The organism is Providencia sp. Me31A (genome assembly GCF_050487165.1).
Classification (GTDB): Bacteria; Pseudomonadota; Gammaproteobacteria; order Enterobacterales; family Enterobacteriaceae; genus Providencia.
On sequence record NZ_JBKQGZ010000031.1, the window covers coordinates 17,562 to 41,658 of the forward strand.

22 protein-coding genes and 1 pseudogene are annotated in these 24,097 nt (G+C 51.7%); 20 read left to right on the forward strand and 3 right to left on the reverse strand.

All coding sequences use genetic code 11. The features are described from left to right. Positions 1-27 precede the first annotated feature (27 nt). From arsA to ACLPIE_RS20040, 3 genes are read right to left on the reverse strand one after another with little or no spacing between them, the layout of a single operon-like run. Positions 28-1,779 (reverse strand): arsenical pump-driving ATPase, encoded by a 1,752-nt coding sequence (gene arsA, locus ACLPIE_RS20030; RefSeq protein WP_144138792.1) that lies wholly within the window; start codon positions 1,777-1,779, stop codon positions 28-30. A gap of 13 nt (positions 1,780-1,792) precedes the next feature. Then, complete coding sequence (arsD, locus tag ACLPIE_RS20035) at positions 1,793-2,158, reverse strand: arsenite efflux transporter metallochaperone ArsD (protein WP_144138795.1); 366 nt, start codon at positions 2,156-2,158, stop codon at positions 1,793-1,795. A 47-nt stretch (positions 2,159-2,205) separates the two neighbouring features. Beyond that, complete coding sequence (locus ACLPIE_RS20040) at positions 2,206-2,541, reverse strand: metalloregulator ArsR/SmtB family transcription factor (RefSeq protein ID WP_144138797.1); 336 nt, start codon at positions 2,539-2,541, stop codon at positions 2,206-2,208. 260 nt (positions 2,542-2,801) lie between these two features. On the opposite strand from ACLPIE_RS20040, the pseudogene ACLPIE_RS20045 reads away from it, so the two are divergent. The 20 genes and pseudogenes from ACLPIE_RS20045 to ACLPIE_RS20140 form a co-directional block, all read left to right on the forward strand. Next, positions 2,802-3,512: pseudogene (locus ACLPIE_RS20045) on the forward strand (conjugal transfer protein TraN); the annotation flags it as partial. Further along, on the forward strand, positions 3,513-4,316 hold the full coding sequence (gene traF, locus ACLPIE_RS20050) for a type-F conjugative transfer system pilin assembly protein TraF (protein ID WP_430263472.1): 804 nt from the start codon (positions 3,513-3,515) through the stop codon (positions 4,314-4,316). A gap of 11 nt (positions 4,317-4,327) precedes the next feature. After that, the gene (locus ACLPIE_RS20055) at positions 4,328-4,768 is read left to right on the forward strand and encodes a hypothetical protein (RefSeq protein WP_430263473.1); all 441 of its coding nucleotides are present in this window, start codon (positions 4,328-4,330) and stop codon (positions 4,766-4,768) included. Beyond that, positions 4,737-5,024 (forward strand): hypothetical protein, encoded by a 288-nt coding sequence (locus ACLPIE_RS20060; protein ID WP_140187524.1) that lies wholly within the window; start codon positions 4,737-4,739, stop codon positions 5,022-5,024. The genes ACLPIE_RS20055 and ACLPIE_RS20060 overlap by 32 nt, the downstream gene beginning before the upstream one ends. Continuing rightward, the gene (trbB, locus tag ACLPIE_RS20065) at positions 5,021-5,572 is read left to right on the forward strand and encodes a type-F conjugative transfer system pilin assembly thiol-disulfide isomerase TrbB (protein ID WP_430263474.1); all 552 of its coding nucleotides are present in this window, start codon (positions 5,021-5,023) and stop codon (positions 5,570-5,572) included. Before ACLPIE_RS20060 ends, trbB begins: the two co-directional genes overlap by 4 nt. Continuing rightward, positions 5,573-5,857 carry a hypothetical protein gene (locus ACLPIE_RS20070; RefSeq protein ID WP_430263475.1) on the forward strand — a complete coding sequence of 95 codons (285 nt, stop codon included), beginning with the start codon at positions 5,573-5,575 and terminating at the stop codon, positions 5,855-5,857. Positions 5,858-6,188: 331 nt separating this feature from the next. Further along, positions 6,189-6,470: a CopG family ribbon-helix-helix protein gene (locus ACLPIE_RS20075; RefSeq protein WP_070929319.1), complete on the forward strand. Its 282-nt coding sequence runs from the start codon at positions 6,189-6,191 to the stop codon at positions 6,468-6,470. Continuing rightward, entirely contained in the window at positions 6,470-6,748 is a 279-nt protein-coding gene (locus ACLPIE_RS20080) for a type II toxin-antitoxin system RelE/ParE family toxin (protein ID WP_070929320.1), read from the forward strand. The genes ACLPIE_RS20075 and ACLPIE_RS20080 overlap by 1 nt, the downstream gene beginning before the upstream one ends. 217 nt (positions 6,749-6,965) lie before the next feature. Next, positions 6,966-7,481, forward strand: a complete 516-nt coding sequence (locus tag ACLPIE_RS20085) for a hypothetical protein (RefSeq protein ID WP_430263476.1) — start codon at positions 6,966-6,968, stop codon at positions 7,479-7,481. Next, the gene (locus ACLPIE_RS20090; protein ID WP_430263477.1) at positions 7,481-7,882 is read left to right on the forward strand and encodes a hypothetical protein; all 402 of its coding nucleotides are present in this window, start codon (positions 7,481-7,483) and stop codon (positions 7,880-7,882) included. Before ACLPIE_RS20085 ends, ACLPIE_RS20090 begins: the two co-directional genes overlap by 1 nt. Continuing rightward, complete coding sequence (locus ACLPIE_RS20095; RefSeq protein ID WP_430263478.1) at positions 7,879-8,244, forward strand: hypothetical protein; 366 nt, start codon at positions 7,879-7,881, stop codon at positions 8,242-8,244. Before ACLPIE_RS20090 ends, ACLPIE_RS20095 begins: the two co-directional genes overlap by 4 nt. Beyond that, a complete protein-coding gene (locus ACLPIE_RS20100; protein WP_430263479.1) occupies positions 8,232-8,636 on the forward strand; it encodes a hypothetical protein in 405 nt (134 codons plus the stop codon). Before ACLPIE_RS20095 ends, ACLPIE_RS20100 begins: the two co-directional genes overlap by 13 nt. A 179-nt stretch (positions 8,637-8,815) precedes the next feature. After that, positions 8,816-10,246 (forward strand): conjugal transfer pilus assembly protein TraH, encoded by a 1,431-nt coding sequence (gene traH, locus ACLPIE_RS20105; RefSeq protein ID WP_349490387.1) that lies wholly within the window; start codon positions 8,816-8,818, stop codon positions 10,244-10,246. Next, positions 10,246-13,113 (forward strand): conjugal transfer mating-pair stabilization protein TraG, encoded by a 2,868-nt coding sequence (gene traG / locus ACLPIE_RS20110; RefSeq protein ID WP_430263480.1) that lies wholly within the window; start codon positions 10,246-10,248, stop codon positions 13,111-13,113. Before traH ends, traG begins: the two co-directional genes overlap by 1 nt. A 78-nt stretch (positions 13,114-13,191) precedes the next feature. Then, entirely contained in the window at positions 13,192-13,392 is a 201-nt protein-coding gene (locus tag ACLPIE_RS20115; RefSeq protein WP_070929082.1) for a TraR/DksA C4-type zinc finger protein, read from the forward strand. Between the two features lie 73 nt (positions 13,393-13,465). After that, a complete protein-coding gene (gene traD / locus ACLPIE_RS20120; protein WP_430263481.1) occupies positions 13,466-15,670 on the forward strand; it encodes a type IV conjugative transfer system coupling protein TraD in 2,205 nt (734 codons plus the stop codon). Further along, positions 15,671-20,809, forward strand: coding sequence for a conjugative transfer relaxase/helicase TraI (traI, locus tag ACLPIE_RS20125; protein WP_430263482.1), 5,139 nt, complete (start codon positions 15,671-15,673; stop codon positions 20,807-20,809). Positions 20,810-21,208: 399 nt separating this feature from the next. After that, positions 21,209-22,147, forward strand: a complete 939-nt coding sequence (locus ACLPIE_RS20130; protein ID WP_430263483.1) for a RepA family replication protein — start codon at positions 21,209-21,211, stop codon at positions 22,145-22,147. A 701-nt stretch (positions 22,148-22,848) separates the two neighbouring features. Then, the gene (locus tag ACLPIE_RS20135) at positions 22,849-23,427 is read left to right on the forward strand and encodes a ProQ/FINO family protein (protein WP_430263484.1); all 579 of its coding nucleotides are present in this window, start codon (positions 22,849-22,851) and stop codon (positions 23,425-23,427) included. Further along, on the forward strand, positions 23,417-24,061 hold the full coding sequence (locus ACLPIE_RS20140) for a DUF2913 family protein (protein WP_430263485.1): 645 nt from the start codon (positions 23,417-23,419) through the stop codon (positions 24,059-24,061). Before ACLPIE_RS20135 ends, ACLPIE_RS20140 begins: the two co-directional genes overlap by 11 nt. Positions 24,062-24,097 lie beyond the last annotated feature (36 nt).

Here is a 24,097-nt window from a genome sequence, read left to right on the forward strand (position 1 = left end):
GCACCTTTTATTTTTAGAAAATAAAACTTATTCTGCGAGCTGACTTAATGCAGATATCCCCACAGGCTCTCTTTCAAGCAAAGGAACAATAGCAACACGTTTTGCCAATGTTGATGTCACCTTTTCAATCTGAACGATTTCCTGCTCTGCTCTTGAAAGTAACAATGGTGAGGTTGTTTCCGTGATAGATAGACTGTTATTGATCACCCACGCCCACGGATGTATATCTGCCCGTATTAAATCATTTTGTAAGTTCACCGCCTCAAGCACAGGCGTAGTTTCAGCGAGAGTCGTAATAATAACTTTAGTACGTTCAGGATCTTGTAATTGCATCATCGGCGTTAAATAGTGGCCTTTTTCGCCCATTTTTTTAGCAATTTCTTTATGGTATGCCCCTGTTGCATCCAGAAGTAATAATGTATGCCCGGTCGGTGCAGTATCCATGACGACAAAACGTTTACCCGCGTCTCTAATGATGCGAGAAAAAGCCTGAAATACCGCAATTTCTTCTGTGCATGGAGAGCGTAAATCTTCCTCAAGTAATGCACGCCCCTCGGCATCTAAATCTTTCCCTTTTGTTTCTAAGACATAATGACGATAACGTTCTGTTTCAGCGATAGGGTCAATTCGGCTCACTTGAAGGTTGGGTAAAACACCATCGAGGGTTGATTCGATATGCGCAGCTGGATCAGATGTGGTCAGATGTACATCAAGCCCTTTTTCTGCCAATTTAACTGCGATTGAGGCCGCAATCGTTGTTTTCCCTACACCACCTTTTCCCATTAACATAATCAGCCCATGCTGTTGCTGAGATATTTCGCCAACCAGTTCTGACAAGGTAGGTAAAGAAATAGGTTGTTTTGTCGGGGTAATAGTTGGAACTTGTGGCATGTCATTAGATAACAACTGCTTCAGTGCATCGACACCCACCATATTGATATTTTGTAAATAAAGAATATCGACAGGTAACGAGCGTAGGACATCAGGCATAGACGCTAATGCCGCTTGTTCACGAGAGTAGAGCTCATGGGATAACTTATCATTTTCAGTCACCGCCGTTTCAGGGAAAACACCATTGACAATCAATTGCTGATTTTTGATACCCAGAGATGACAACTCGCTATAGGTTCTCGCAACCTCTCTCAATGCGGCTGATTGAGGTCGTGCAACCAAGACTAACCTTGTTAGTGATTTATCACTCAATGCTTCCACCGCCATGCTGTACTGTTCACGTTGTTTATCAAGACCAGACATTGGCCCTAAACATGACGCACCATCAGGATTGTCACTAATAAAATCACTCCATGCACTCGGGAGTTGTAATAAACGGATGGTATGCCCCGTTGGTGCGGTATCAAAAATGATATGGTCAAATTGCTCTGTAATTTCGGTATTGGTTAATAACCCAGTAAATTCATCGAAAGCTGCAATCTCTGTAGTACAGGCGCCTGATAGCTGTTCCGTAATACTTTGAATTACCGCTTCAGGTAAACTTTCTTTGATTGGATTAATAATTTTGTTTCGATATTCTTCGGCTGCGGCTTGAGGATCTATTTCAATAGCAAATAGATTTGGAACCCATGTTATTGGCTTAATATTGTTGCCTATCGATTGAGAGAATACTTGCCCAACATTAGAAGCTGGATCAGTGCTCACCAGTAAGACTTTTTTCCCTTTTTCAGCCAACTTAATTGCGGTAGCACAGGAAATAGAGGTTTTTCCCACACCACCTTTTCCAGTAAAAAATAAATAATTAGGTGTGTTATCTAAAAATTTCATTTTATTGCTCCTGTTAACAACACGTTTTACCATTACCACAACACGATTTAACCATTTCGGCTTTTTCAATATTCAGGCGAATACCAAACCATCTGGCTAGCTCATGTCGTTTTGGATATCGACCGGTCAGCACAATCTCGCCATCCAGAATCAATAGCGGAAGTGACTCGGCACCTGCGGTTTCCAGAAATGATTTCGCTTTTGTGTTGTTAACAAAAGCCATAGGCTCTTGCGCTAAATTAAAACGCGTTACATTCACGCCTTGTTTTTTTAACCAATCCGCATCTGTTGCGAAGTCTACTAATGTTTGATCGACTTCGGTTCCACAAACGCCAGTGCTACAGCATAATGCGGGATCAAATACTTCTAGTTTTTTCATAGCTCAACCTTATATGTGTTTTTTCGAATACGTAAACTTAAAAATTTTTATATAGAACAGCGACTCACAGGTTCTTTTGTCTCTAGACTCTTAAGCAAATCTGCAACTCTGTTTTTCTCTGTGGCATAGGTGACATCAATGATACTTTTCACCCAAGGTAGTAATGCCGGAGATAATCGATAATGAACCCATTTGCCATGCTTTGAATCGAGCAAAAGACCTGATTCTCTTAGCATTGCTAGGTGCCGAGAAGTCTTTGGTTGCGATAAATTTAAGGTCGTATAAATATCGCAAACACACAGTTCACCTGATACTTTTAGCAGTAGCACGATATCCAGTCTGGTTTGGTCGGCTAAAATTTTAAACAGCAGTAGTGGTTCCATACTTTCTCCCATATTTAATGTGTATAAGATATACCAAGGAAATATATTCGTCAAAACATATATGTTGACCTATGAATTATCTAAACGAACGCTATCTTTATTTATTGATAATTCCTTACTGAGGAAATTAGAATCTTTAATTTTTCAATGTAATAGTATCAAGTGTTAATACTGTCGTATAACACACTGTCTGTAGCCCTTGATATTACAGGGCTAGGAGCAAACTTTGGACTTTTCGATGAAATGGGCGCGAACCCCCCTGTACCGATGCCGTCGGCAGTACCTGTGTGCGTGAGCAGGCGGTGTTTTCCTGTGAAAAAGGCCTCAGTGGCACCGGTAAAATGTGCGGGGTCGAGCTGATTTGTGCCAGTGGCGAGTGTGACCAAATCAAAAATGACAAGGCGGATAGCTTCCAAAAAGCGGTGTCGGCGTTAGCGGCGGTGGCGGCGGCGGGCGAAGATGTGGCGGAGCTGAACGACGTGAATGTCACCGCATTTACCGGACAGCGGCAAACGTGTCGCAAAGCCACGGCGGGTTTTAGTGATTGCTGTAAAAATGGCGGCTGGGGTAACGATGTGGGGCTGGCCCACTGTGACAGTGAAGAAAAAGCCCTCGGTAAAGCCAAGCAGCGCAAGTTGAGTGTGTATGTCGGTTCGTATTGTTCCAACAAAGTGCTGGGCGTCTGTTTGCAGAAAAAAGAGGCTTACTGTGTGTTTGACAGTAAGCTGGCCAAAATTGTGCAAGAGCAAGGGCGAGGTTGGCAGCTCGGTATCGGGTTTGGCAGTGCCAAACACAGTGATTGTCGCGGCATTACCATTGATGAACTGCAAGCGATAGAGTTTGACCGGTTGAATTTTGCGGATTTCTACGCTGATTTGGAGGCCGGCACCGATATTCCCGCAGACCAAGAACTGATTGACCGCGTCCAAGAACAGATAGCCAACAGCCTGCAAGGGCAGGGAGGACATTGAGTGTTGAGACAAGATAAACGCGGATTACGGTATTTACCGCTTGGCCTCTTGATGGCCACAACCTCACTGACGGTGGGGGCGGCAGAGCCCCCGCAAACCCCCACCTATGTGGATGAACCGATAGTGGGTTGGCATTGGTATAACGAGCCGGTGACGCCGGAGGAGGACGAACTGACGGCAGAGACGCAAATCCCTGTCGCCTCACTGCCGGCCGCGTTACAAAAAAAGGTGATGCAAGCCTTGACGCAAGAAGCACTGGACACCGCGATTATGCAACCGTCACCGGAGAACGCCGCCAAATTTATGGCGCTGCAAAGTTTCTGGCTCAATCAATCGGGATTGTTTGAGCGATCAGTGCAAAAAGCGCTCCTTCAGCAACCCAGCCTCGATTACAACCTGCTGCACAGTCATTACAACAGTACCGTGCCGTTGCAACTGGCGAAAACGCGGCAAAGCGAGGCGCAGGCCATTGACCGGTTGTCGAGTCAATACGGCTTGTTTTACTTCTATCGCGGGGCTGACCCGATGGATAACCAGATGGCGAGTGTGGTGGCGCAGTTTGCTGAGCAGCATGGCATTGCCCTCATTCCGGTGTCGGTGGATGGTACGCGCAGTCAAGTGTTGCCGGATACGCGACCGGATAATGGGCAAGTGGCCAAAATGGGCATTACGCACTTTCCGGCCTTGTACTTGGTTGATCCTAAAACGGAACAATACCAACCGCTGGCTTACGGGTTTATGACCCAAGATGCGTTGGGGCGGCGCTTTTTAGACATTTCCACGGATTTTACCCCCAATTATTGAGGTGTGTTGCGATGAAAAAACAGCAAAAAATTCGTCAGTCTCGGTTGTTTCGTGTGGGACCGAGTGGCTGGATTGAGGAAGCGAAAGCCCTTACACCGATAATGGCCGATATCCAGCGCCATTTTCCCGTGGTTAAGCGACTGATTTGGTCAAGCTACCGGGCCGACAATGACATACACGAGTTACTGATTGATCATGACGAGCGGCGTTTTGTGCTGACGGTGCAAAGTGGGCTAGGTCCGACGGTATTTCCCCCCATCAGCGAGGAAGATTGGGCGATCCATCATAAGCAGGTCGAATTGGTGGATAGCGTTGATATCTTTCATTTTATCCGTTCTCTGATTGAACGATTTCACCTGCATACGGTTCGTGCCAATGAGGGCGATCTGATTTATACCCCCTTGAAGGAAGATAAACCTCATGGAAAAAACATTCAAAGGGCAGCTGATTGAAAATGCGCTGCTTTATTTAGGCATGGCCTTGATGGTGGCGGCGGTGATCTTTTGGGGGCTGTTACACGTCCTCATCACCTATCGCAAACACCAATTAACGGAAGATTGGCTGTTGATATTGGAACTGACCCAAGACATTGGCACGGTGTTTATCTTTGCACTTGCAGTGGCCATCTCGTTAGCCGGTTTTTTGTATGCGGCAGTGCGTGCTTGGCAAGGCTTTCAATCGCCCTCACACAAGGATAAACACCCATGAAATACCGTCACCTTTTTTTCGTCCTCGGGTTGGTGGCCATCAGCAGTTCCGGGTCGGTACTGGATGAGATTGCCGCACTGGAAGCGCAAAAAGGGCAAGGGAAACCGGCCTCCACGACGGTGTTTTCAAAACCCGAGACTGATACACCGCCACCGAAGGTCAAACCCGCGAAGCCCTACACGTTGCCGAATGGCACAGTGATCAATCTGAATGATTATACCTTGGTGCTGTTTATGCAGGCCCATTGCCCGTATTGTCAGCAATTTGATCCGCAATTGGCCGAGTTGTCGAAACAAACGGGGCTCAGTGTGTTTGCTTACACCTTGGATGGGCAAGGGGATGCGGCATTTCCGAATGCCGCACCTGCCCCGCAATCGGTGGTGCAAACCTTTTTTGGCAACGGCATGCCGGTGATGACCCCGACGGTGTTTTTGGTGGAGGTCAATACGTTGCGGACTTACCCGTTACTGCAAGGGATGACGTCCATGCAGGATGTTTTAAACCGCATCAACAGCAACCTTATCGCCATCACGGCAGGGGGCAAGTAAGTGCTGATTTTACGGCGTTGTTTTTCAAAAGAGTGGCGATTTTTTACCTTCCTCTTCCTGTCGTTGGTCAGTTTGGCAGGGCTTGCCGCACTTAATCAGTGGCTTTGGCAGGATATCACCGCCAGTGATACGCCGTCTTGGACGCAAAAAGCGTGTTTTGTGGCGATGTTTGTGGTGCCGACGTTGATGTTTATTATCGCGCTGATGGATGTGGTGTTAGTGATATTGCGCGGAGTAGTCACGTTATGCCGCGCAATAATGAAACGTCAGCAAGGTAAAGAATGAGGTGAATGATGTTTATTAGACGGCTGTATTTAAGTTTTGATGCGGACTGGGCGCTGTGGTACACAACCCGAAAAAACGAGTCTCGTGTGTATGCCTTGGCTCACATCGGGTTCTGTCCCGATTTTTCACCTAAAATGGTGTTGCGCTTATCCGTGTTGAATCTCACGTTTTTATTTTTCATTTTTCGGATTGGGTGGATCACTCGACGAAAGGTCGAGCGCGAGTTCAAACAATAGCCTCATATTTTAGCATTAGAGCCATTTCTTGAATGATTTTTAAATAATCACTATGATTAAAATTAAATCATAAAGATTGTTGATGAGGTGAATTTATGAAAAACAGTCCAGAGCACAATGCGACGAAGGTATTAACGGCACATGTGCCATTGGCGATGGCGGATAAAGTGGATGAAATTGCAGCGCGTCTCGAACGTTCACGAGGCTGGGTTATGAAGCAAGCATTGTCATCATGGATAGCGCAAGAAGAAATCCGAGACAGGTTGACACGCGAAGCCTTAGTCGATGTTGAGTGCGGTCAGGTGATTGATCACCAAGCCGTACGAGCCTGGGCAGAAAGTTTGAGTTCTGAGCAGCCATTACCGGTACCGCGTTGATGAAATTACAATGGACCAGCAAGGCGTTATCTGATCTCTCTCGGGTTTATGATTTCCTCGCACAGACCCATCCCGTCGCTGCCGCACGGGTTGTGCAAACATTGACCCAATTTCCCGAGTCATTGTTGGTAAAAAACCCTCGAATTGGAGAGCAACTCTTTCAATTTACACCACACGAAGTACGGCGTGTTTTTGTGATGGATTATGAACTGCGGTATGAAATTATTGATACGACGTTGTATGTTTTACGGCTATGGCATACCCGAGAAGATCGTTAATTAATCGGATACGTGAACTTCTCTTACGCTCAATACTTGAGATCCTAATCAGGGACTAAGCCTTTTTTATCCGCTTGTTATTACTCACTATTACTCATACCGCGATAAGATTATCGCGGTATTTTGATGTCCCTATTTTTTATTGAATAACTATCATGTTGGTGCACATCATTGATGTGCGCCCGATTTTTCTCAATTTACGCTTTGGAGTCAGACTATGAAGACACCGTGCAATACGGAGATGAATTTTGCGCATCTCCCCGCCATTATTGTGATGGATAACCCCCTCAAAGCGAAAGAAGCGCGACGATTTAAGGTCATGATAGTTATCTTGATGTTCGTCGTATTGGGTATCGCGCTTTTCTCACAGCAGGTATTTTTGCCCAAAATTGAACAGGCCGAGGCGCAATTCACTCACGACATGATGAAGCCGCAGATGATGCGCTTGGCTGAGCAAGGCAAAGTGCCCGCGCGACTCTGGCTGGCTGAATATTATCCCGATGCACACACCGAGGCGACCTTGGATGCCTTAGTGGTTGAGGGGAATGCTCAGGCCATGATGCTCAAAGCCCAGTTGGTGTACGCAACCAATAAGGCATTGTCGTTATCCCTCATTCGGCGCGCGGCTCAAGAAGGCGAGCCGAGGGCGGTCAAGTTTGTGTCAGGCATCCAAAGTGGCGATATCACATTGTCTGATTTCCTGAGTCATGACATGTTTCAAGGAGATCACTGATGAGCAAGCCAAATCATTCACGCGAGTTGGCACAATGGCATGACGATAACACCGTACCAGCGTCGTCAGAAACGCCAGCGGAGACAGTGGAACTCGCTCGCGCGTGTGAGCGCGAGTGGCATCGTGTCGACAGCAGTGTCCTGAATGGCCTCAGTTACCTTATCGCCGGTGCTTTTTTATGGTGGCTATTGCATGGACTGTTTAACGGGATGTGGTCGGGTGATGCGGTCATTCCTGAAGCACAATGGCGGGTGAAAGATATCCTGAATATCGCTATGTATGTGGTGCCCTATTGTTTTTGTGCGTTGGCGCTCCGGCATGGAGCTGTAGCGATATTCTCGTTGCTGCAAGCGGGGTATCTGCACAATCAAATGCAGCGGCTGAAAAGGCGTACCCCATGAAAAAACGGGATTATTCGGAGATTGACCCGCAGATAGCGCCCTTAGTGGCAGCGTTTAATCAAGCGGGTTTTATCACTTATGCCTCCTGTCAAGGGCACGGTTGGCCGGTACATGACATCAAACCGTATATTGCTTTTCAAGCAGAGATGACACGGGTAAGGCCGTTCCTCAGTCGATTACGGCAAGATGCGCTTTCGACTCGTCCCCAATTGCGGTGGGGATGGAATATTACCGGGCATTTTAATTGTGAATTGGTACTGTGTTTTCGATTGTCCCCTGAAGGGCCTCATCGCAAGCATTCACAGTATCTTCGCGCATCATTGATCCACGATTTTAAGGTGATTTCCACGTGGCTATTGTAATGAAAAACCAAGATGAATCGATGATTGATCCCGTGATTGCGCCGCTGGTTGAGGCATTTAATCAATGTGGTTTGGTGACGATTGCCTCTTGCCAAGGGCATGGGTGGCCTGTTGATCATCAAAAGCCCTATGTTGCATTTCGAGCCACACCCGCGCAAGCGGCTTTACTGGAACGGCTGCTGCGAGAGGATATCGAATCAGATTCACCTCAACTGAACTGGGGCTGGATGATAGAAGGCTGGTTTAATCGGCACGATGAGCTGTGCTTTTCATTGCATCTTTGTTGGTCAACGCGGCCTTGGCATCGATACCGTCGAGCCACAATAGTGCAAGACTTTCACACGCTCAGGGACACACTGTTGTCGGCGTTTAAGCCGGCCACCCAAGGCTGAGTGTGTCATCATCACGGCGGTGTGTCATTCGCTAATCGGCGTTGGCAAATTCTAACGGCCTGCCGCGCGTCGCTTGGCCAACCTCGACTCACGCCGGAAAAACATTTTCCGCCGCGCTCGAGGTTCTGATGGGAAACCTCATTTCCGTTTAATTTATCTCCTTTTTAAAGGTTTTTACTATGCCTCAATTGCACAAGGCGTGGCCACACGGCACACGTCGGTCATCCATTGGGTTATTGCCCGCATTGGCGCTGAGCGTGCTGATGGGGGCTTCGTCCAGTGCGCTGGCGAACGTCAACAATGACATGAATAACTTCTTTAATAAGCTCGGGTTTGATGGCAATGCCACGGATGCCCGTGCCTGGCAAGGTCAAGCTGCCGGTTATGCCACGGGCGGTAATTTCTTTATTCGTAACCAAGTCAAACAACTGCAAATTGCCTCGTTTACGCCCCCGTCACTCAACGCCGGTTGTGGGGGGATTGATGCCTATTTGGGATCCTTTTCGTATATCGACAGTGAACAGCTTCAGCAGTTTGTGAAACAACTGATGCAAAACTCTGCCGGTTACTTTTTTGATTTGGCGCTGCAAACCACCGTACCGGAACTCAAACAAGCCAAAGATTTCCTGCAAAAAATGGCGTCGGATGTCAACAGCATGAACATCTCCTCGTGCCAAGCGGCGCAAGGGATCATCGGTGGACTGTGGCCCACCAATACGGTGCAATCGCAAAAAATCTGTCAGGACATCGCCGGTGAAACCCATATGTTTGCCGACTGGGCGGCGTCCCGACAAGGTTGTACGGTCGGGGGGCAAGCGAATAAGGCCTATGACCGCGCACCGGAGAACATGAAAGATCAGGTGATCAAAAATAAAAATTTGATGTGGGAAGTGTTGCAAAAAAACAAGATGCTCGATGGCGATACCGAGCTGAAAGAGCTGATCATGAACCTCACGGGCACCTTGATTTTTGGCGAAGACAACAAAGTCACCACCACTATTCCGAAAGCCAACCGACAGGAGTTGATCAAAGCGTTGATGTACGGCGGCACGATTAGGATTGAAGGGTGTGTCTCGACGGTCAATTGTTTAGAGCTGCGCACCAAAACCATCACCATCAGTGAGAAAAACGGCTTGAACAGTTTGGTGAACACCATGATCACGCAAATTCAAAGCAAGTTGCGTGAGGACACGGCCTTAACGGAAGCGGAAAAAGGCTTTATTCAGAGTACCTCTATTCCGATTTTGCGTTATCTGGTTGACCCGATGCAACTGAACCTGAATGTTTCCTTGTTACCCGCGCTGTCGGACTACATTGCGTATGACATTTTATTGCAGTACCTGACGGAGTTGATTGATCAGGCCAAAATCGCCCTCGCCAGTCGTAACTACCCCGAAGAGCCGATGAAGGTGCTGCGCCAAAATGTGGCGGAGGCGAGTCGCCAATTGGAGGAATTGCAGCAGCAAGTGAACGTCAAATCGAATGTGTTGATGGAGCTGGAGCGACAAATGAGCTATTTGCGCCAACAAACGTCGAGTCAATTGCAAGAGCGCTTTCAACAAAATACGCGCTTTAATTTGTTTGAACCGGATAAAAAGGGGAGTCTGTAATGGCCGCGATTGATACCGTCTATGTGCTCGGGGGCGGTGAATACATGGAGCGCGTCTTTCAGGGGGTGGCCGCGATTATCGGCTCCAGTGAGTGGGACTCGATGTTTCGCATTGTGTTTTTGATTTCCGCGATGACCTTTTTTGTGGTGTACATTCGCGGTCACGACCCCAAAGAAATTCTCAAATTTGCCGCTGTTTCTATCCTGATCTCCAGTGTGTTGTTGGTGCCCAAACGGACGGTGCAAGTGATTGACCGGACAGACCCCACGGGGGTTTATCCGATTGATAATGTGCCATTGGGGCTTGCCGTGCCCGCCCGCTTTATCAGCTCGATTGGCACCAGCCTCACCGAATTGTATGAAACGGTGTTTCATACCCCCAATTCCCTGAGCTACAGCAAAACGGGGATGCTGTTTGGGGCGGATTTGGTGGGGAACATGAGTGACATTATGACCGTGAACGGGGATTTGGCGGAATTGATGGGGATGTACGCCAAAAACTGCGTCATTGGCGATATCTTGATTAACCACAAATATTCGTTCCAAGAGTTAATGAACTCCCGTGACCCGTATACCTTGATTTTTAAAAATCCCAGCCCGCTTCGCGGCGTGATGGTGCCGCAAGGCAATTTGGAAGCGACCCCCGCCGGCTTTTGGACCTGTGAAAAACTCGCCAAAGAGGTGTTGATGCCGAAAATTGGCATTGATACCAGTCCGAACGGCAAAACGTGGGACTACACCGTGCGGTCGATTTTTGGGGGGCGACCCGATGCGAATGTGCTCTACAGTGCCATGCTCGGTGACAGCTATCGGGTATACTATAAAGGCAGTAAGACGGCGAGCCAGCTGATGCGCAATTCGGTGGTGATGAATGCGTTAAAGCACGGTATCAGTGCCTACAGTGCCCAAAGTGGGGATACGGCAAGTTTAATCAACCTGTCGTCCACCTCGTCGTACAACAAAATGCGCCTGAGCTGGGCGACCTCCTCCAAAGTGGCGACCTCGTTTGTGCCACTGCTCAACACCATTTTGTTTTCGTTTGTGATTGCGCTGTTTCCCATCTTTATCTTGCTGGCCGTCATTCATGTGCTGACGGGCAAGATGTTGTTTAACTACATCATGTCGATTATTTACTTGCAGTCGTGGGCGCCGATGTTTGCCATTTTAAACTACGCCACGAGTTTCTATTTAAGTCGGAAAACGGGGGGCATGGATTTTAACTTGGGGAACCAAGCCACTATCCAGCAAATCCACAGTGACATTGGTCTTATTGCGGGCTGGTTGTCGATTTCCATTCCGTTTATTGCCGTAGCGATAGTCAGAGGATTAGGGCCGGCCATTGCGCAGGCAGGGAACTACCTCGGTACGGCCATTAACAGTTCAGCCACCGCCAGTTCGTCGCAAGCGGCAGACGGGACGTGGTCGTTTAACAACATGCAAACCGATAACGTGACCGGCAATAAGTGGGACACCAACTACGGTTTCCGCGACGGGCAAATGACCCGTCAGCTGGCGAGTGGCGCGAGCACGACACGTACCCAAGACGGGCAAGTGGTGCACAACGTGCAGGAGGGCATGTCGAAATTGCCGGTGTCTATTCGGGGATCGCAAGCTATCAGTAGCACCTTGCAACAACAAGCCCGTCACGCGGAAGCGGATGCGGCGAGTTACCTGCAAAGTTACCAACATTCGGTAAACAGCAGTTTTAATCAGCTGTCGCAGTTTTCTCAACAGCGGGGGAACAGTACCACCTTGTCGAAACAGTCGGACAGTGGCGAAACCGCCTCAGCCAGTGCCGCGGCCATGAAAATGGACTCGGCGGTGAGCAGTTATGCGCGCAGTAAAGGGATTAATAAGCAGCAGGCTTATTCTGAACTGATGGACAAAACCACCCGTGGCACTGCCACGGCAGGGGTAAAAGGTAATGTAGGGGTTGGCTTACCTGGTATTTGGAGAACAGATGCTTATGCTGACGCCAATGTGTCCGGCTCAACGGGGTCGTCTCACGGCACCCAATCGTCCAGCACGGGGCAACAGGGGCATCGACAAGATGAGAGTGCCCAAGCGGCGAAGGACTTTAAAGAGGGGCACGATTACTTGTTGCGGTGGAGTCAATCCCGAGGCACCAATCAGCACGACAATGACGCCAACTCCAATGTGGATCAATTTGCGGCGACGCTGAATATTGCGGATAACCTGTTCCAGCAATACAGCAACAGCCACACTAAGAGTCAAGAGTACAGCGAGATGGCGAGCCATGCGCAGAATAACAGCGCGCAATGGGACAGCATCTATGACCAGCAGTTTGTGCAGTATGTGCATGAAAAAGCCCCAGAGCGTGCGGAGGCCTTGTTGACCAACGCCAGTGACGTGGCGATTGGGCAAGAACGCGAGCAGTTAGCAAAACGCTTTATCCACGAACGGGTGGTGCCGGCAATTGAGCAAGATTACGCGCAAAATCGCGCCAAGATTGAGGCGATGGGGGACGGGCAAGGGTATTCGCTCGGTGCCTATGAAGGGGTTGTACGCGGCAACTATGACCGTGATGCTGAGTTGATTGGCCAACTGGCCGACAACGCACACATTCGCCGTGATGTACCGCAAGCGGTCTCCTCGCAGCAGCAAGCGGCGCAACAGGGCATTGATGAAGTCAAAGCACGGGTGCAGGCTCAGCAGTCGGACGTGTCTGCCACGCGTCAAACCTTGCAACAGTCCCATGAGCGTGCGGCAAAAGATCATGAGGCGGGCTTAGCGGCGGAGAAAGCGGCACAAAAAATCTTACCGGGGGAGCCGAGTAAAGGTAAGCGCGTGACCATGCGCCCGCACATTACCCCGCCAGGGGCGAGTAAACCCGATAAATCAGAATAACCCCATCAAATACACCCTCTCTGGCTGGCGTACCTTCGGGTATTCCCTGCCGGGTTGGTGTGTTAACCGGAGATGATAATGGCCGATGAGATTGATGTCGCACACGCGGAAGCCGCCTTTTTATTGGCGTTGCGGTTAAAAACACGACCGCAATACCGCGGGCAGAGTGCGGTCTGTTGCCGTGAATGCGGAGAGGCCTTGCCCGAGGCGCGTCGCCGAGCGTTACCCGGTGTTCAGTGGTGTGTAGCGTGTACCGCGTCCCACGAGCAAGCGCGTTGATGGCTTAGGGCGAGCGCACCCCGATAACATTTCTTTCCTTTTTTCTTATTGTCTTTGATCCAGTGAGTCTTCTATGAGTTCAACCAAGCACATTACGCAGGGTGGGCAGGTCTTTAGCTACATGCTCGGCATGTTTATGCAAGTCAATAAACGGATTGCCAATTGGCTGATATTGGCAACGTTATTGATACTGCCCCTGATTTTTTACCTCAAAGTGCCTACGCAGGAGATCCGCAACGGCGGACTCTATTGGTGGCTAAAATTGACGGCCGGCGGCGAGAAAGCCCTTTATCGGGTGCCCCCGTTGTATGACGTGCACTTTGACGACACCGTTTATCACTTTACGTCGGCGCACATCTTGAAAGATCCGTACATGGTGTATGCCGGCGACATTGTCTTGCAGGAGTTATGGCTGTCTGTGGTGTGGACGACGGTGTGGGTCGGGGTCTTGGCGCTGGTTATTTACGGTACGTTATACCGCCTCGGCAAACGTCAAGCCAATGACGATTTGGTGGGCGGGCGGGCGCTGACCGAGGACGTGAAGGCAGTGGCCAAACAGATGCGTCGTCAGCGAGAAGCCTCCCCGATCACCTTTGATGGACTCCCCCTGCTGCTCAACAGTGAAGTCAAAAACATCGTGATGCACGGCACGCCCGGCTCCGGTAAATCCAACGCCATCAATAAACTGCTGATCCAACTGCGTGAGCGCGGGGACATGGTGGTGGTGTTCGATAAAGGTTGTTCGTTGGTGAAAAAGCATTTTCAAGAAAATCACGACAAGCTCCTCAATCCCTTGGACACGCGCTGTGAAAATTGGGATTTGTGGCAGGAATGCCCCACCATTCCCGATTTTGATACCGCCGCGAATACGCTTATCCCGCAAAGTACCAAAGAAGACCCCTTTTGGACAGGGTCGGCGCGCACCATCTTTACCGCCGTGGGGAATAAGCTGCGCGGGGACGATAAACGCAGTTACAACAAGCTGTTGCGCACGTTACTGGCTATCGACTTAAAAACGTTGCGGGCGTATGTGGCGGAAACGGAAGCCAGCAACCTGATGGAAGAAAAGGTGGAAAAGACGGCGATTTCAATCCGCGGGGTGCTGACCAACTACGTCAAAGCGTTGCGTTATCTGCAAGGGATTGAACGCAATGGCAAACCCCCGTTTGCGATTCGGGAGTGGATGAAAACGGTCAACGAGCCGAAAAAACGCCACGGTTGGCTGTGGATCACCAGTAACGCCCGTCAGCATGAATCACTGAAACCGCTGATTTCGATGTGGTTAGAGCAAGCCGCCAATTGCTTGTTGGAGATGGGCGAGAACCCCGAGCGGCGCGTGTGGTTTATCTACGATGAGTTGGCCTCCTTGCATCAACTGCCGGGGTTAAAACAAGCGTTGTCGGAAGCGCGAAAATTTGGCGGCTGTTTTGTGCTTGGCTTTCAAAACAAGCCGCAGTTGGACGATATCTACGGGCGTGAAAAAGCCGACAGCATGATGGATTTAATTAACTCACGGCTGTTTTTTCGCTCCCCCGACGAAAGTGTGGCGACGTGGGTGCGTAACCAGCTCGGGCAGCAACGCGCCAAGTTTTTCAGTGAGCAATACAGTTACGGTAAGGAAGCGGTACGGGACGGGGTGTCGTTCAGTAAGCAACAAGAGGATGAATACTTGGTGAACTACTCCGATGTGCAGGCTCTGCCGGACTTGCATTGCTACGTGACCCTGCCAGGGAAATACCCGGTGGTGAAAATGGCCATGCGCTATACCCACCTAAAAGCGGTCGCGGCGGAATTTACCCCACGGGCGGTCAAGGAGAGTTTAGATCCGGAGATTGACAACGAATTGAATGCGCGCTTGGCCGTCAATGGCCTGCCGGAAGCCGTGCAGGACGCCATTCACCGTGCGGTGACGGGGGAAACGGTGGCGTCGGTCAGTACCGCCTCGGTGACAACGGCGCCGCCGGTCACCGAGCCAACGGCCATCAAAGCAGCACCGACGGCGACTGCCGCAAAACCGGCAACGTCGATGGGGGGCGGGGCACAAGGGCGATCCCCAGAGCGCGCACATTCCGGTCATGAGATGGGGTTGGATAACGTCACGGTGGACACCGAAACCGGTGAAATCCTGTCGCCACGCTCGGCAGCGTCGTCGCTGGATGAAGCCTCAGCCTACGAGCAGTACGCCAAATTACGCGCCTTGGAAAACGCGTTTGTGGCCCACCCTCGAGAACGATCCCCTTCTCACGAGGATGATCATGATGAACCGGAGAATTGGTAAATGCTCAGTATTGCACCGATAGCGGTCGGGGCGGTGGATTATTACACCGACCAAGACAATTACTACTTTTTAGGCAACATGGAGGCGCGGTGGTTAGGCGAGGGGGCCAAAGCCTTGGGGCTGGAAGGCGAGGTCAGTAAAGCCCAGCTTGCCGAGATGTTAGCAGGTCGTTTACCAAACGGGCAGAGTCTGGAACGGCTTGAAAACGGCAAAAATACCCACCGAGAAGGCCATGACTTGACCTTTTCGGCCCCCAAAAGTGTCTCGGTGTTAGGGATAGTGCTCGGTGATAAGCGCATGATTGACGCGCACAACCGCGCGGTCAGTGTCGCGCTCGCCGAAGTCGAATCGCTGGCCTCCACACGGGTGATGGAAAACGGCGTATCGCGCCTTGAGATGACGCAAAATCTGGTGGTAGCGGCCTTTAATCATGACACCTCCCGTGAGCACGACCCGCAGTTGCACACCCACAGCTTGGTGATGAACGCCACGGCACTGGGGGAGCAGTGGCGCACCTTGTCGAGCGATACGCAACATAAACAGGGGTTTAGTGAAGCGATTTATGCGCTCCAAGTGTCACTGGGGCAAATTTATCGTCATACGTTACGCCAAGAAATTGAATCGTTGGGCTTCAAAACGCACACCACGGGCAAAAATGGCTTATGGGAAATAGAAGGCGTGCCCGTGGCGCCGTTTTCTCAGCGTCGGCAACACATTGTGGAGGCGGTGGGGCATGAAGCCTCCCTCAAGTCACGGGATGTGGCGGCGCTGGATACGCGGCAGGTGAAACACACGCCCGACAAAAGTACGTTACTGGCCGATTGGTTTGCGCGCTTGGACAAGAATGGCTTTGGGGTCGATGAGCGCCGAGACTTCTATGCGGCGGCCGAGCAGCGAGCCCAGCAAAAAACCGTGCAAGCGACACCGTCGGTTCAGCCAGACATCCGCGAGGCGGTGACGGCGGCGATTGCGTTACTCAGTGATAAGCAGCTGAGCATGACCTACAGCCAAGTGCTCAGTAAGACGCTCAATGGATTAACCGCCGAACCTGGGTTAATTGGGCACGTGCGCGAGGCGATTGACCATGCCATTAAGACGCATCAGCTCATTCCGTTGGATGAGAAAAAAGGGCTGTTCACCTCCGCCATTCATTTGACCGATGAACTGACACTTCAGCAGTTGGCGGGGGACATCAAGCAGCACAATCGCACGGTCAGCTTTGCGACACGTTCGGTGCCGTTATCCCCAGCGATGGAAAAGGTGGCGGATACCTTGCCGAACTTGGCGATTGTCGATGGCCGTGGTCAAGGGAAAGCGCTGCGTGACGGTGTGCTTGACGCCGTCACGATGGCACAAGCCCAAGGGCGAGCGGTGACGGTCTTGACCTTGGATAAGGGTGCCACGCAGGCATTTTCGGCAGACCGCCGCTTTGATGGCGTGGCGCAAACGCACTGGCAAGGCAGCGAAACACCGGTGACGGTGCCGCGCAATGGCACGTTGGTCATTGCCCACGCCGAAACCTTGTCGTTGACATCGGCCTTATCGGTGCTTGAGCAGGCTAAAGCCCACAATACCCAAGTGGTGATGCTCGACAGTGGCGGGCGCAAAGGCACGGGGAACGTGCTGGCCACCTTGGAAGCGGCGGGGGTGCCGCGCTTTGGGCAGGCGGATCATCCCGCGTCACTGCCACATCTTGAGCTGTCCCATATCGGCGATAAACGCCAACGCTATGCCGCGGTGGCCAGTGCCTACAGCGCCCTCGCTGCCGCGGGGCAACCGGTGGTTGCGCAAGTGAGTGGCCCCCGTGAACAAGCGCTACTCACCAACGCGGTGCGCCAGCAGCTGCGTGAGCAGGGGCAATTGCACGGCACCGAGGTGACGGTCACGCAACTGGTGCCGGTGTGGCTCGACAGCCATCACCGCAAGCAGCTTGACAGCTACCGTGAAGGGATGGTGTTCGAGCGTTGGAATGGCGATAAACGCCGTGTTGAGCGCTATACCCTTGACCGCATCACGCCGCAAACCCGTTCATTGACGCTGTTGGACGCCAAGGGGCAATCGCAGGTGATGAAACTGGCTGATCTCGATGGGCAGTGGCGTGCCTATACCGCACAGCCCCTGACGGTGCAGGTCGGGGAGACCTTACGGTTGCTGTCGAAACACGGAAAACTGGCTATCGGTGACAACGTCACGGTGAGTCGAGTCAGCGACGGGTCCATCACCGTCACTGCCGGCGGGCAATCGCAGCGTATTGATGTGCGTGACGGCCTCAAAGCCGAGTACGGGTACGCGACCGCACCAGGTAAAGTGGCGCAAGATCAGGGCACGGTGTTACTCGCGGCCTCGGCTCGCGATACGCAGCCGACGCTCCTGAATACGGCGGCGCGCAGTGGGGATCGTGTACACCTGTTTACCCCGTTGGATGCCGACGAAACGGCGCGTCGCCTCACCCGTTCACCGGTGTATCAACAGGCGATGGCGATGGTGGGGGTCGACGGGAACACCCCTGAGGCAGTGCAAGTGGCCAGTGAGCGGGCGAATCAGGCGTTATGGTCCGTGCCGGAAAAAGCGTTACATCAAGGGATTGAACTGGCGCAGCAAAGTCAGGTGTTTTTTGCCAAAGCGGCGGTGGCGGCCAACACGTTGCCGTTGCACCCGAGTTTGACGCAGGACTGTATCAACAAAACCTTTCGGGCATTTGAACAGGCGGGCAAGGTGATCCCGGTCAAAACGGACGAGGGGCTAGGAAAACAGTGGTACGTGACGGCGAGTACTTGGGAGATGGAAAAACAGTTGTTAACCACGGTTTTGCACGGAAAAGGCACCCAGACGCCATTCATGCCGGACCTGCCGACCGCCTTCACGACCGGATTGACCGACGGGCAAAAAGCGGCCACCGCCTTGATATTGCAAAGCACGGACCAGTTTATCGGTATCCAAGGTTACGCAGGCGTTGGGAAAACCACCCAGTTTAAAGCCGTGATGGCCGCCATCAACAGCTTACCGGAAGCCGAGCGTCCCGAGATAATCGGGTTGGCCCCCACGCACCGCGCGGTCGGCGAGATGCGCGAAGTGGGCGTCAAAGCGCAAACCCTGCACGCCTTTTTGATGGATGCGCAGTCACGCCAACAGCAGGGTGAGACCTTGGATTACCGCAACACGCTGTTTTTGGTGGATGAAAGCTCGATGATTGGCAATAAAAACTTGAGTGAGGCGGTCAGTGTCATTGCCCAAGGGGGCGGGCGAGGGGTGCTCAGTGGCGATACCGCGCAGTTGTTGTCGGTGGACAGCGGGACACCGTTTGACTTATTGCAAGCGCGCAGTGCCATGGATACGGCCATCATGAAAGAAATTGTGCGCCAATCTCCCGAACTGAAACCGGCGATTGAGGCGATGATCGCCGGGGAAGCTCACCGCGCATTATCGTTGGTGGCGGCCGTGTCACCGAGCATCGTGCCGCGTGACCCGTCGGCGGCGGTGCCCACAAGCTCGGTATTGGGGGTGGGCAGCCATCTCATAGAGCATGCGGTGGACGATTATTTGGGGCGCACGCCCGCGGCGCAAGCGCAAACGTTGATTGTGGTGCAAAAAAACGATGACAAGGACGCCATTAATGCGCAAATTCATGCCGGTTTGCTGCAACAAGGGCGTTTAACCGGCGAGTTGCGAGTGCCCGTCTGGGTACAAGAAAAAACGCACCAAGCCGCCCTGAACTCAGTGGAAGGCTTTGCTGAGCACGCCGGTAAGGTGGTGCTGATCCACGACCGCTATTACACCCTCCAATTGACGCCAACGGCAAAGGCGGACGGGATTGTGCAATTGATCGATGACACGGGTAAGGCGCACCCGTTGTCGGCGTTTGAAAGTAGCTTGCGGGATATTCCGGTGTACCGGCAAGAGTATCGGACGATTTCCGTCGGGGAAACCCTCAATTTCACGCGTACCGACAAAGAGCGCGGGCGCGTCACGAACAGCCAATGGACTGTCACGGCCCTTGATGATGATGGGAAGGTGTGGGTGAGTAACGGTCAAGAAACGCGTCAGCTTGATCCGCAAGGGGATAAGGCCGACCGGCATATTGACTATGGCTACGCCGGCACGGCGCACAAAGCGCAGGGCGCGAGCAGTCCGTATGTCATCTTGCTCGGTGGGGTCACTGACGGTCGGAAATTCTTGGCGTCACAGCGAGATGCGTATGTCGGGTTATCGCGCACCAAAACCCATGTGCAAGTGTACAGTGATGATTTGGGGAAATGGACACAGCGGATTGGGCGACAAAATACCCGTAAAACGGCGCACGACCTACTCTTGAGTGCACAAGACCGCGCCAGTCGCACCGGCTTGCAGTTGTGGGAAACCGCGTTGCCGCTGACGGAGACGGCGGTGGGACGGGCGCTCAGTCGGGATATGGGCCTAGACCCGTCCGCGCAGGCCAAGTTTATCTACGCCTCTAAAAAGTACCCGACCCCAAGCGTCGCGTGGCCAGTGTTCGATGCACACGGCAAAGCGCAGGGCATGATGTTGTACGACATTTTGCGCAGTGACGAGGGGCATTTGCAGGGGCTGGCAGCCAAAGGGCGATTGCTCGGCAGTGATCAGGCGCAGCTGATGGTGTTTAAAGGCAGTCAGAATGGGCAGACGCGTGTAGTGGACTCCCTAGCGGCGGCACAACAAGCTGCGCAGGCCGACCCACACGTGGGGGTGGTGGTACAACTTCAGAGCGCATCGCCCCCCAACCCGCACATCGTTGCACGTTTAACCGACGGGCAGGTGCTGACTCAGAACGTGGACACCGCCACTACAGCGGCAGATGCCATTAAGGAGCAGTTTGACCCATTGTCATTGAAAACACCGCAAGAGCAAGCCGCTGAACGTGCTATTGAACAGGAAGCGGCGGCGTTGCGCCAAGAAAGAGAAGCCGTAAACACGGCGGTGATCCCCGGCGAGAGCGTGGCTTTCGGACGTGAAATGGCGCGGGAACGTCATGATTTGAGTGAACAGGATGAAAAAGCACGGCAGGCCCAAGCTCATGAGCTGGAAGTGGCCACCGAGTTCGTCAAATCCACGCAACAACGTGACCAGCTCCGACAGCAAGAAAAGGAGATCCTTATCGAAAAAGACCGTGAATACGGGGATTAAAGTCTCTCTCTGTCAATTGTTCCATTTCGTGAATCAACCGGCAAATGTTCATCACGAAAATTTCCCTCGATTATGTGAATCAACGCAAAATTTTCACGCGAAAAAGTCTCTTTTTTGTGAAGACGTTGCTTGATTGTGCTAAGAGTGCTAAATTAGCCGACAATTGATGTATTTAGTGGCTGCCACGCCGAAAGTGGTAAAAGGACTGGGACTAGAGGATATTTATCGAACCCAGAAATGGAAAGCCCCCGTAATCTGATTCTAACTTGCCGGAAAGAGAAGATTATCGGGGGCGCTCACAACAATTCCGTTAGGGCTAATGTTGATGTCCTAACGGGGAGTATAGAATTATGTGCAAAAAAATTCAACTCCTTCCGTACAACATAAGTGCGGAGTGGCATGACTGATGCGAACCACATCCTTGAAAACGGTTGTATTTCCACCAAAATTCACCGACATTACGAACCGAAATTTATCGGTGCACTGCCCAAATTGGTGCCGGTGCGTCGCTTTGCGGCGGCGCTGAAAAAGCACAATTGGAACCGTAACCCCCATATTTATCAACTGCGCTGTGAGCGTAATCAACGCATTTCGGTGCGCTCTGAGCGACGTGAAACGTTCAGCGTGCTCGCCATGGCGATGATCGCCCATGCCGACTACAACCCCGAAAGTGAATCCATTTTTGAAGTGATGTGCTCGGTGGAAACGTTGGCGGCGTTGTGCAGTCAATTGCACCAGTACGACAGTGGCCGTAAAAGTTATGATCCGATTTTACACGCCCTGCGGGATTGGGAAGCGGCCAACCTGATTATTATCCACCGCGAATTTGATGTGGAAGCGAAGCAACAAAAAGCGATGCGGATTTGGATCCGCCCTGAATTTTTCCACGGCTTGGGCTTTTCCTTGAAAGCACTGCGTGAGATCAGCTTGTCGTTTCGTCGCTGGATGGAGAAAAAGGGCTTACGGGAAAGCTACCGCACGAAATACGCGAAGCATGTGATGCGCTTGGCGCGCTCGAACGTCGCGTCCCTGGAGAACAAACACGCGTTGAAAAAGTTGCTGCTGAAAATCAAACGGTTAGTGGTGGGTGACGATGAAATGTTGCGCCAAGAGCAACAGCACCTCACCAAAGCCCTGCGCGAGAAAAAAGCGTTAGCGCAGGCTGCCCAAGCGCCGGAAACCCCTGAGCGTGAAGCGTGGCGTCGCTATACGCAGTGGACGTCTCAGCAACCGGTGGCGATTGTGTTGGCGTTTGAACAGCGCATGAAACAGCAATATCCGGCGGTGTTCGGTGACGAACGCTACGTGCTCTACTTGCAACACCTGCCTCACTCGTAACAATTCGCCTGAAAAATAACCGCCTTGACTGGCGGTGGTTGCGTTCGTTCAAAATTTGGATTGGCTAAAAAACACACAGCAAAATGCCTATCACGTCAGGGATTGGCACGCGGTGTTGACCTCCATTTGTCTTATTGTTGAATTTATCTTCACTTAACTTCGAATCGTTTATCTTGTCATCGATTAACTTCGAACTAATTGGCCTATTGAAAGTTAAATTCGACGTTAGTTTCTGAACTCAACGTCCTTTTTTAATAAAAAGGAGTTTGCGGCGCCCATTTCATCGCCCCGCACGCTCCGCCTGATAAAATCAAAACCGATAATGCCTTCGCTTACAGGCCACTTGTGGCCGTCGCTCAGAAAACGGTGTTACCGCCAGTGCCCACGCTCCCCTAAGCACGGCATTCTGCCGCGCTAAGTCGCAGATACACGCGGCGGCGAGGCGTTGCCTCTGACCGCGTCACTGCGCTTAACCAGGAAGCTGACCGACCATCATACCGGTGTCATGTTCATTAGGCTCAACTAGGACGGGGGGAGGTTCAAGGGTATTCAACACATCGTAACCGCTTCGCGGGTCTCGACGGCCCTGACCATTGGGTTATCCCTGTGCTTTTCGTTGCCGTCTACTGCCCTGCGGGCTGACTCTCTGACCTCACTGTGGTAAAATACCGCTTTCTTTTTCTTCGATGGCCATCGTCAACATGGAACGCAAAACACTGACCCTCAAACGAAAAGTGACACCGCCGAATGAGACCGATACCGCGTTATCGCCGACGGTTTCACGCAAACATAAAACCGTGGTGGTGAATACTGCGCCGCCTCGAGCGAAAAAAGCCAAATCAGGCAAACCGGCAACCGCTCAACCGAAAAAAAAACCGGCGATGCCCACGCCAAAATCCCCGCCGCGGCCAGTGGAAAAAAAGCCCGTCTTACCCAAAAAACCGAAAAAACACCTGCCACTGAGTGAAGCAATTGCCCTGATGACGACCTATTGGCCGGATTTATTTCCGGATGGGGTATTACGACCGATGAAGGTGGGGCTACGAGAGGATTTATTTGAAGACAGGCAGGCGCGGCAGCTGCCCGTGTCTGCGAAACAGCTGAAACGCGCACTGAGCTCAGTGAGTCACAGCGCCCGTTACCGCACCACCTTAACGCTCGGGGCAAATCGGCATGATAAGCAGGGTCAACCGTGTGGCACGGTCAGTGAGTCGGATGTCACCGATACCTTAAAACGGTTACAGCGGTTGATTAAACAGCAGGCGGCCCATGTCGAGTAACGTGACAAACGTCGTCAGTGTGGACGAAAAAAATCGCTGGCTAGGAAAGCTCGCGTACGGGGCCTTAGTGTCCCTGGCCTTAGCCCAATACGACGGCAAAACGGCACGGAACCCGCACAGTGAAAACCTATTTTTACTGCGCTGGCTGCAAACGGCATTGAAACAAAAGCGCTTTCATCGCTGCGTAGCGGGGGATTTAGCCTGGCTGATAAATTTGGGTCAACAACGGGTGATGACCAGTAAACTCAAAGGCCGGCTAGAATACCTGTGGCGCTCGTGTTGTTGTGATATTGCCCAGCAAAGTGATTTGTTTCGCTTAACCTACGCGACAGAGCTGCTGAAAGATTTGGGATGGGACAGTGTGGTGGTCAGTGACGACCGCTGGGCAAAACTGACCGCCAAAACGTGTATAGCCGGTGCAGTCCCCACCTTTTATGTGATGAAAACCGCGCTCGAAGCGGCGTTTGATGACAAGGGAAATCAATGCGAGCCGGTAAACTTTTGGGTGCTCGGTGATAAAGGACAATTTGCTGAAGTGATGCGCCAACACCAATTACAGGGACAATGGTTAGGTGACGATGCAGGCTATTGCTTGAAAGGAACGGATCCTCAGTGGAACGGAAACTCACGATAAGGGGCTGCGTGGAAAAAGGAATATATCCTACGTTAA

Bases quoted from the DNA above. Each gene is read 5' to 3' on its own strand.
- traG (WP_430263480.1), top strand. From the start codon at position 10,246: ATGGCCGCGATTGATACCGTCTATGTGCTCGGGGGCGGTGAATACATG.
- trbB (WP_430263474.1), top strand. From the start codon at position 5,021: ATGAAATACCGTCACCTTTTTTTCGTCCTCGGGTTGGTGGCCATCAGC.
- arsA (WP_144138792.1), bottom strand. From the start codon at position 1,779: ATGAAATTTTTAGATAACACACCTAATTATTTATTTTTTACTGGAAAA.
- ACLPIE_RS20095 (WP_430263478.1), top strand. From the start codon at position 7,879: ATGAAAAAACGGGATTATTCGGAGATTGACCCGCAGATAGCGCCCTTA.
- traI (WP_430263482.1), top strand. From the start codon at position 15,671: ATGCTCAGTATTGCACCGATAGCGGTCGGGGCGGTGGATTATTACACC.
- ACLPIE_RS20115 (WP_070929082.1), top strand. From the start codon at position 13,192: ATGGCCGATGAGATTGATGTCGCACACGCGGAAGCCGCCTTTTTATTG.
- ACLPIE_RS20055 (WP_430263473.1), top strand. From the start codon at position 4,328: ATGAAAAAACAGCAAAAAATTCGTCAGTCTCGGTTGTTTCGTGTGGGA.
- ACLPIE_RS20135 (WP_430263484.1), top strand. From the start codon at position 22,849: ATGGAACGCAAAACACTGACCCTCAAACGAAAAGTGACACCGCCGAAT.
- ACLPIE_RS20130 (WP_430263483.1), top strand. From the start codon at position 21,209: ATGACTGATGCGAACCACATCCTTGAAAACGGTTGTATTTCCACCAAA.
- ACLPIE_RS20090 (WP_430263477.1), top strand. From the start codon at position 7,481: ATGAGCAAGCCAAATCATTCACGCGAGTTGGCACAATGGCATGACGAT.
- ACLPIE_RS20080 (WP_070929320.1), top strand. From the start codon at position 6,470: ATGAAATTACAATGGACCAGCAAGGCGTTATCTGATCTCTCTCGGGTT.
- ACLPIE_RS20140 (WP_430263485.1), top strand. From the start codon at position 23,417: ATGTCGAGTAACGTGACAAACGTCGTCAGTGTGGACGAAAAAAATCGC.
- ACLPIE_RS20060 (WP_140187524.1), top strand. From the start codon at position 4,737: ATGGAAAAAACATTCAAAGGGCAGCTGATTGAAAATGCGCTGCTTTAT.
- ACLPIE_RS20075 (WP_070929319.1), top strand. From the start codon at position 6,189: ATGAAAAACAGTCCAGAGCACAATGCGACGAAGGTATTAACGGCACAT.
- traH (WP_349490387.1), top strand. From the start codon at position 8,816: ATGCCTCAATTGCACAAGGCGTGGCCACACGGCACACGTCGGTCATCC.
- ACLPIE_RS20085 (WP_430263476.1), top strand. From the start codon at position 6,966: ATGAAGACACCGTGCAATACGGAGATGAATTTTGCGCATCTCCCCGCC.
- traD (WP_430263481.1), top strand. From the start codon at position 13,466: ATGAGTTCAACCAAGCACATTACGCAGGGTGGGCAGGTCTTTAGCTAC.
- arsD (WP_144138795.1), bottom strand. From the start codon at position 2,158: ATGAAAAAACTAGAAGTATTTGATCCCGCATTATGCTGTAGCACTGGC.
- ACLPIE_RS20040 (WP_144138797.1), bottom strand. From the start codon at position 2,541: ATGGAACCACTACTGCTGTTTAAAATTTTAGCCGACCAAACCAGACTG.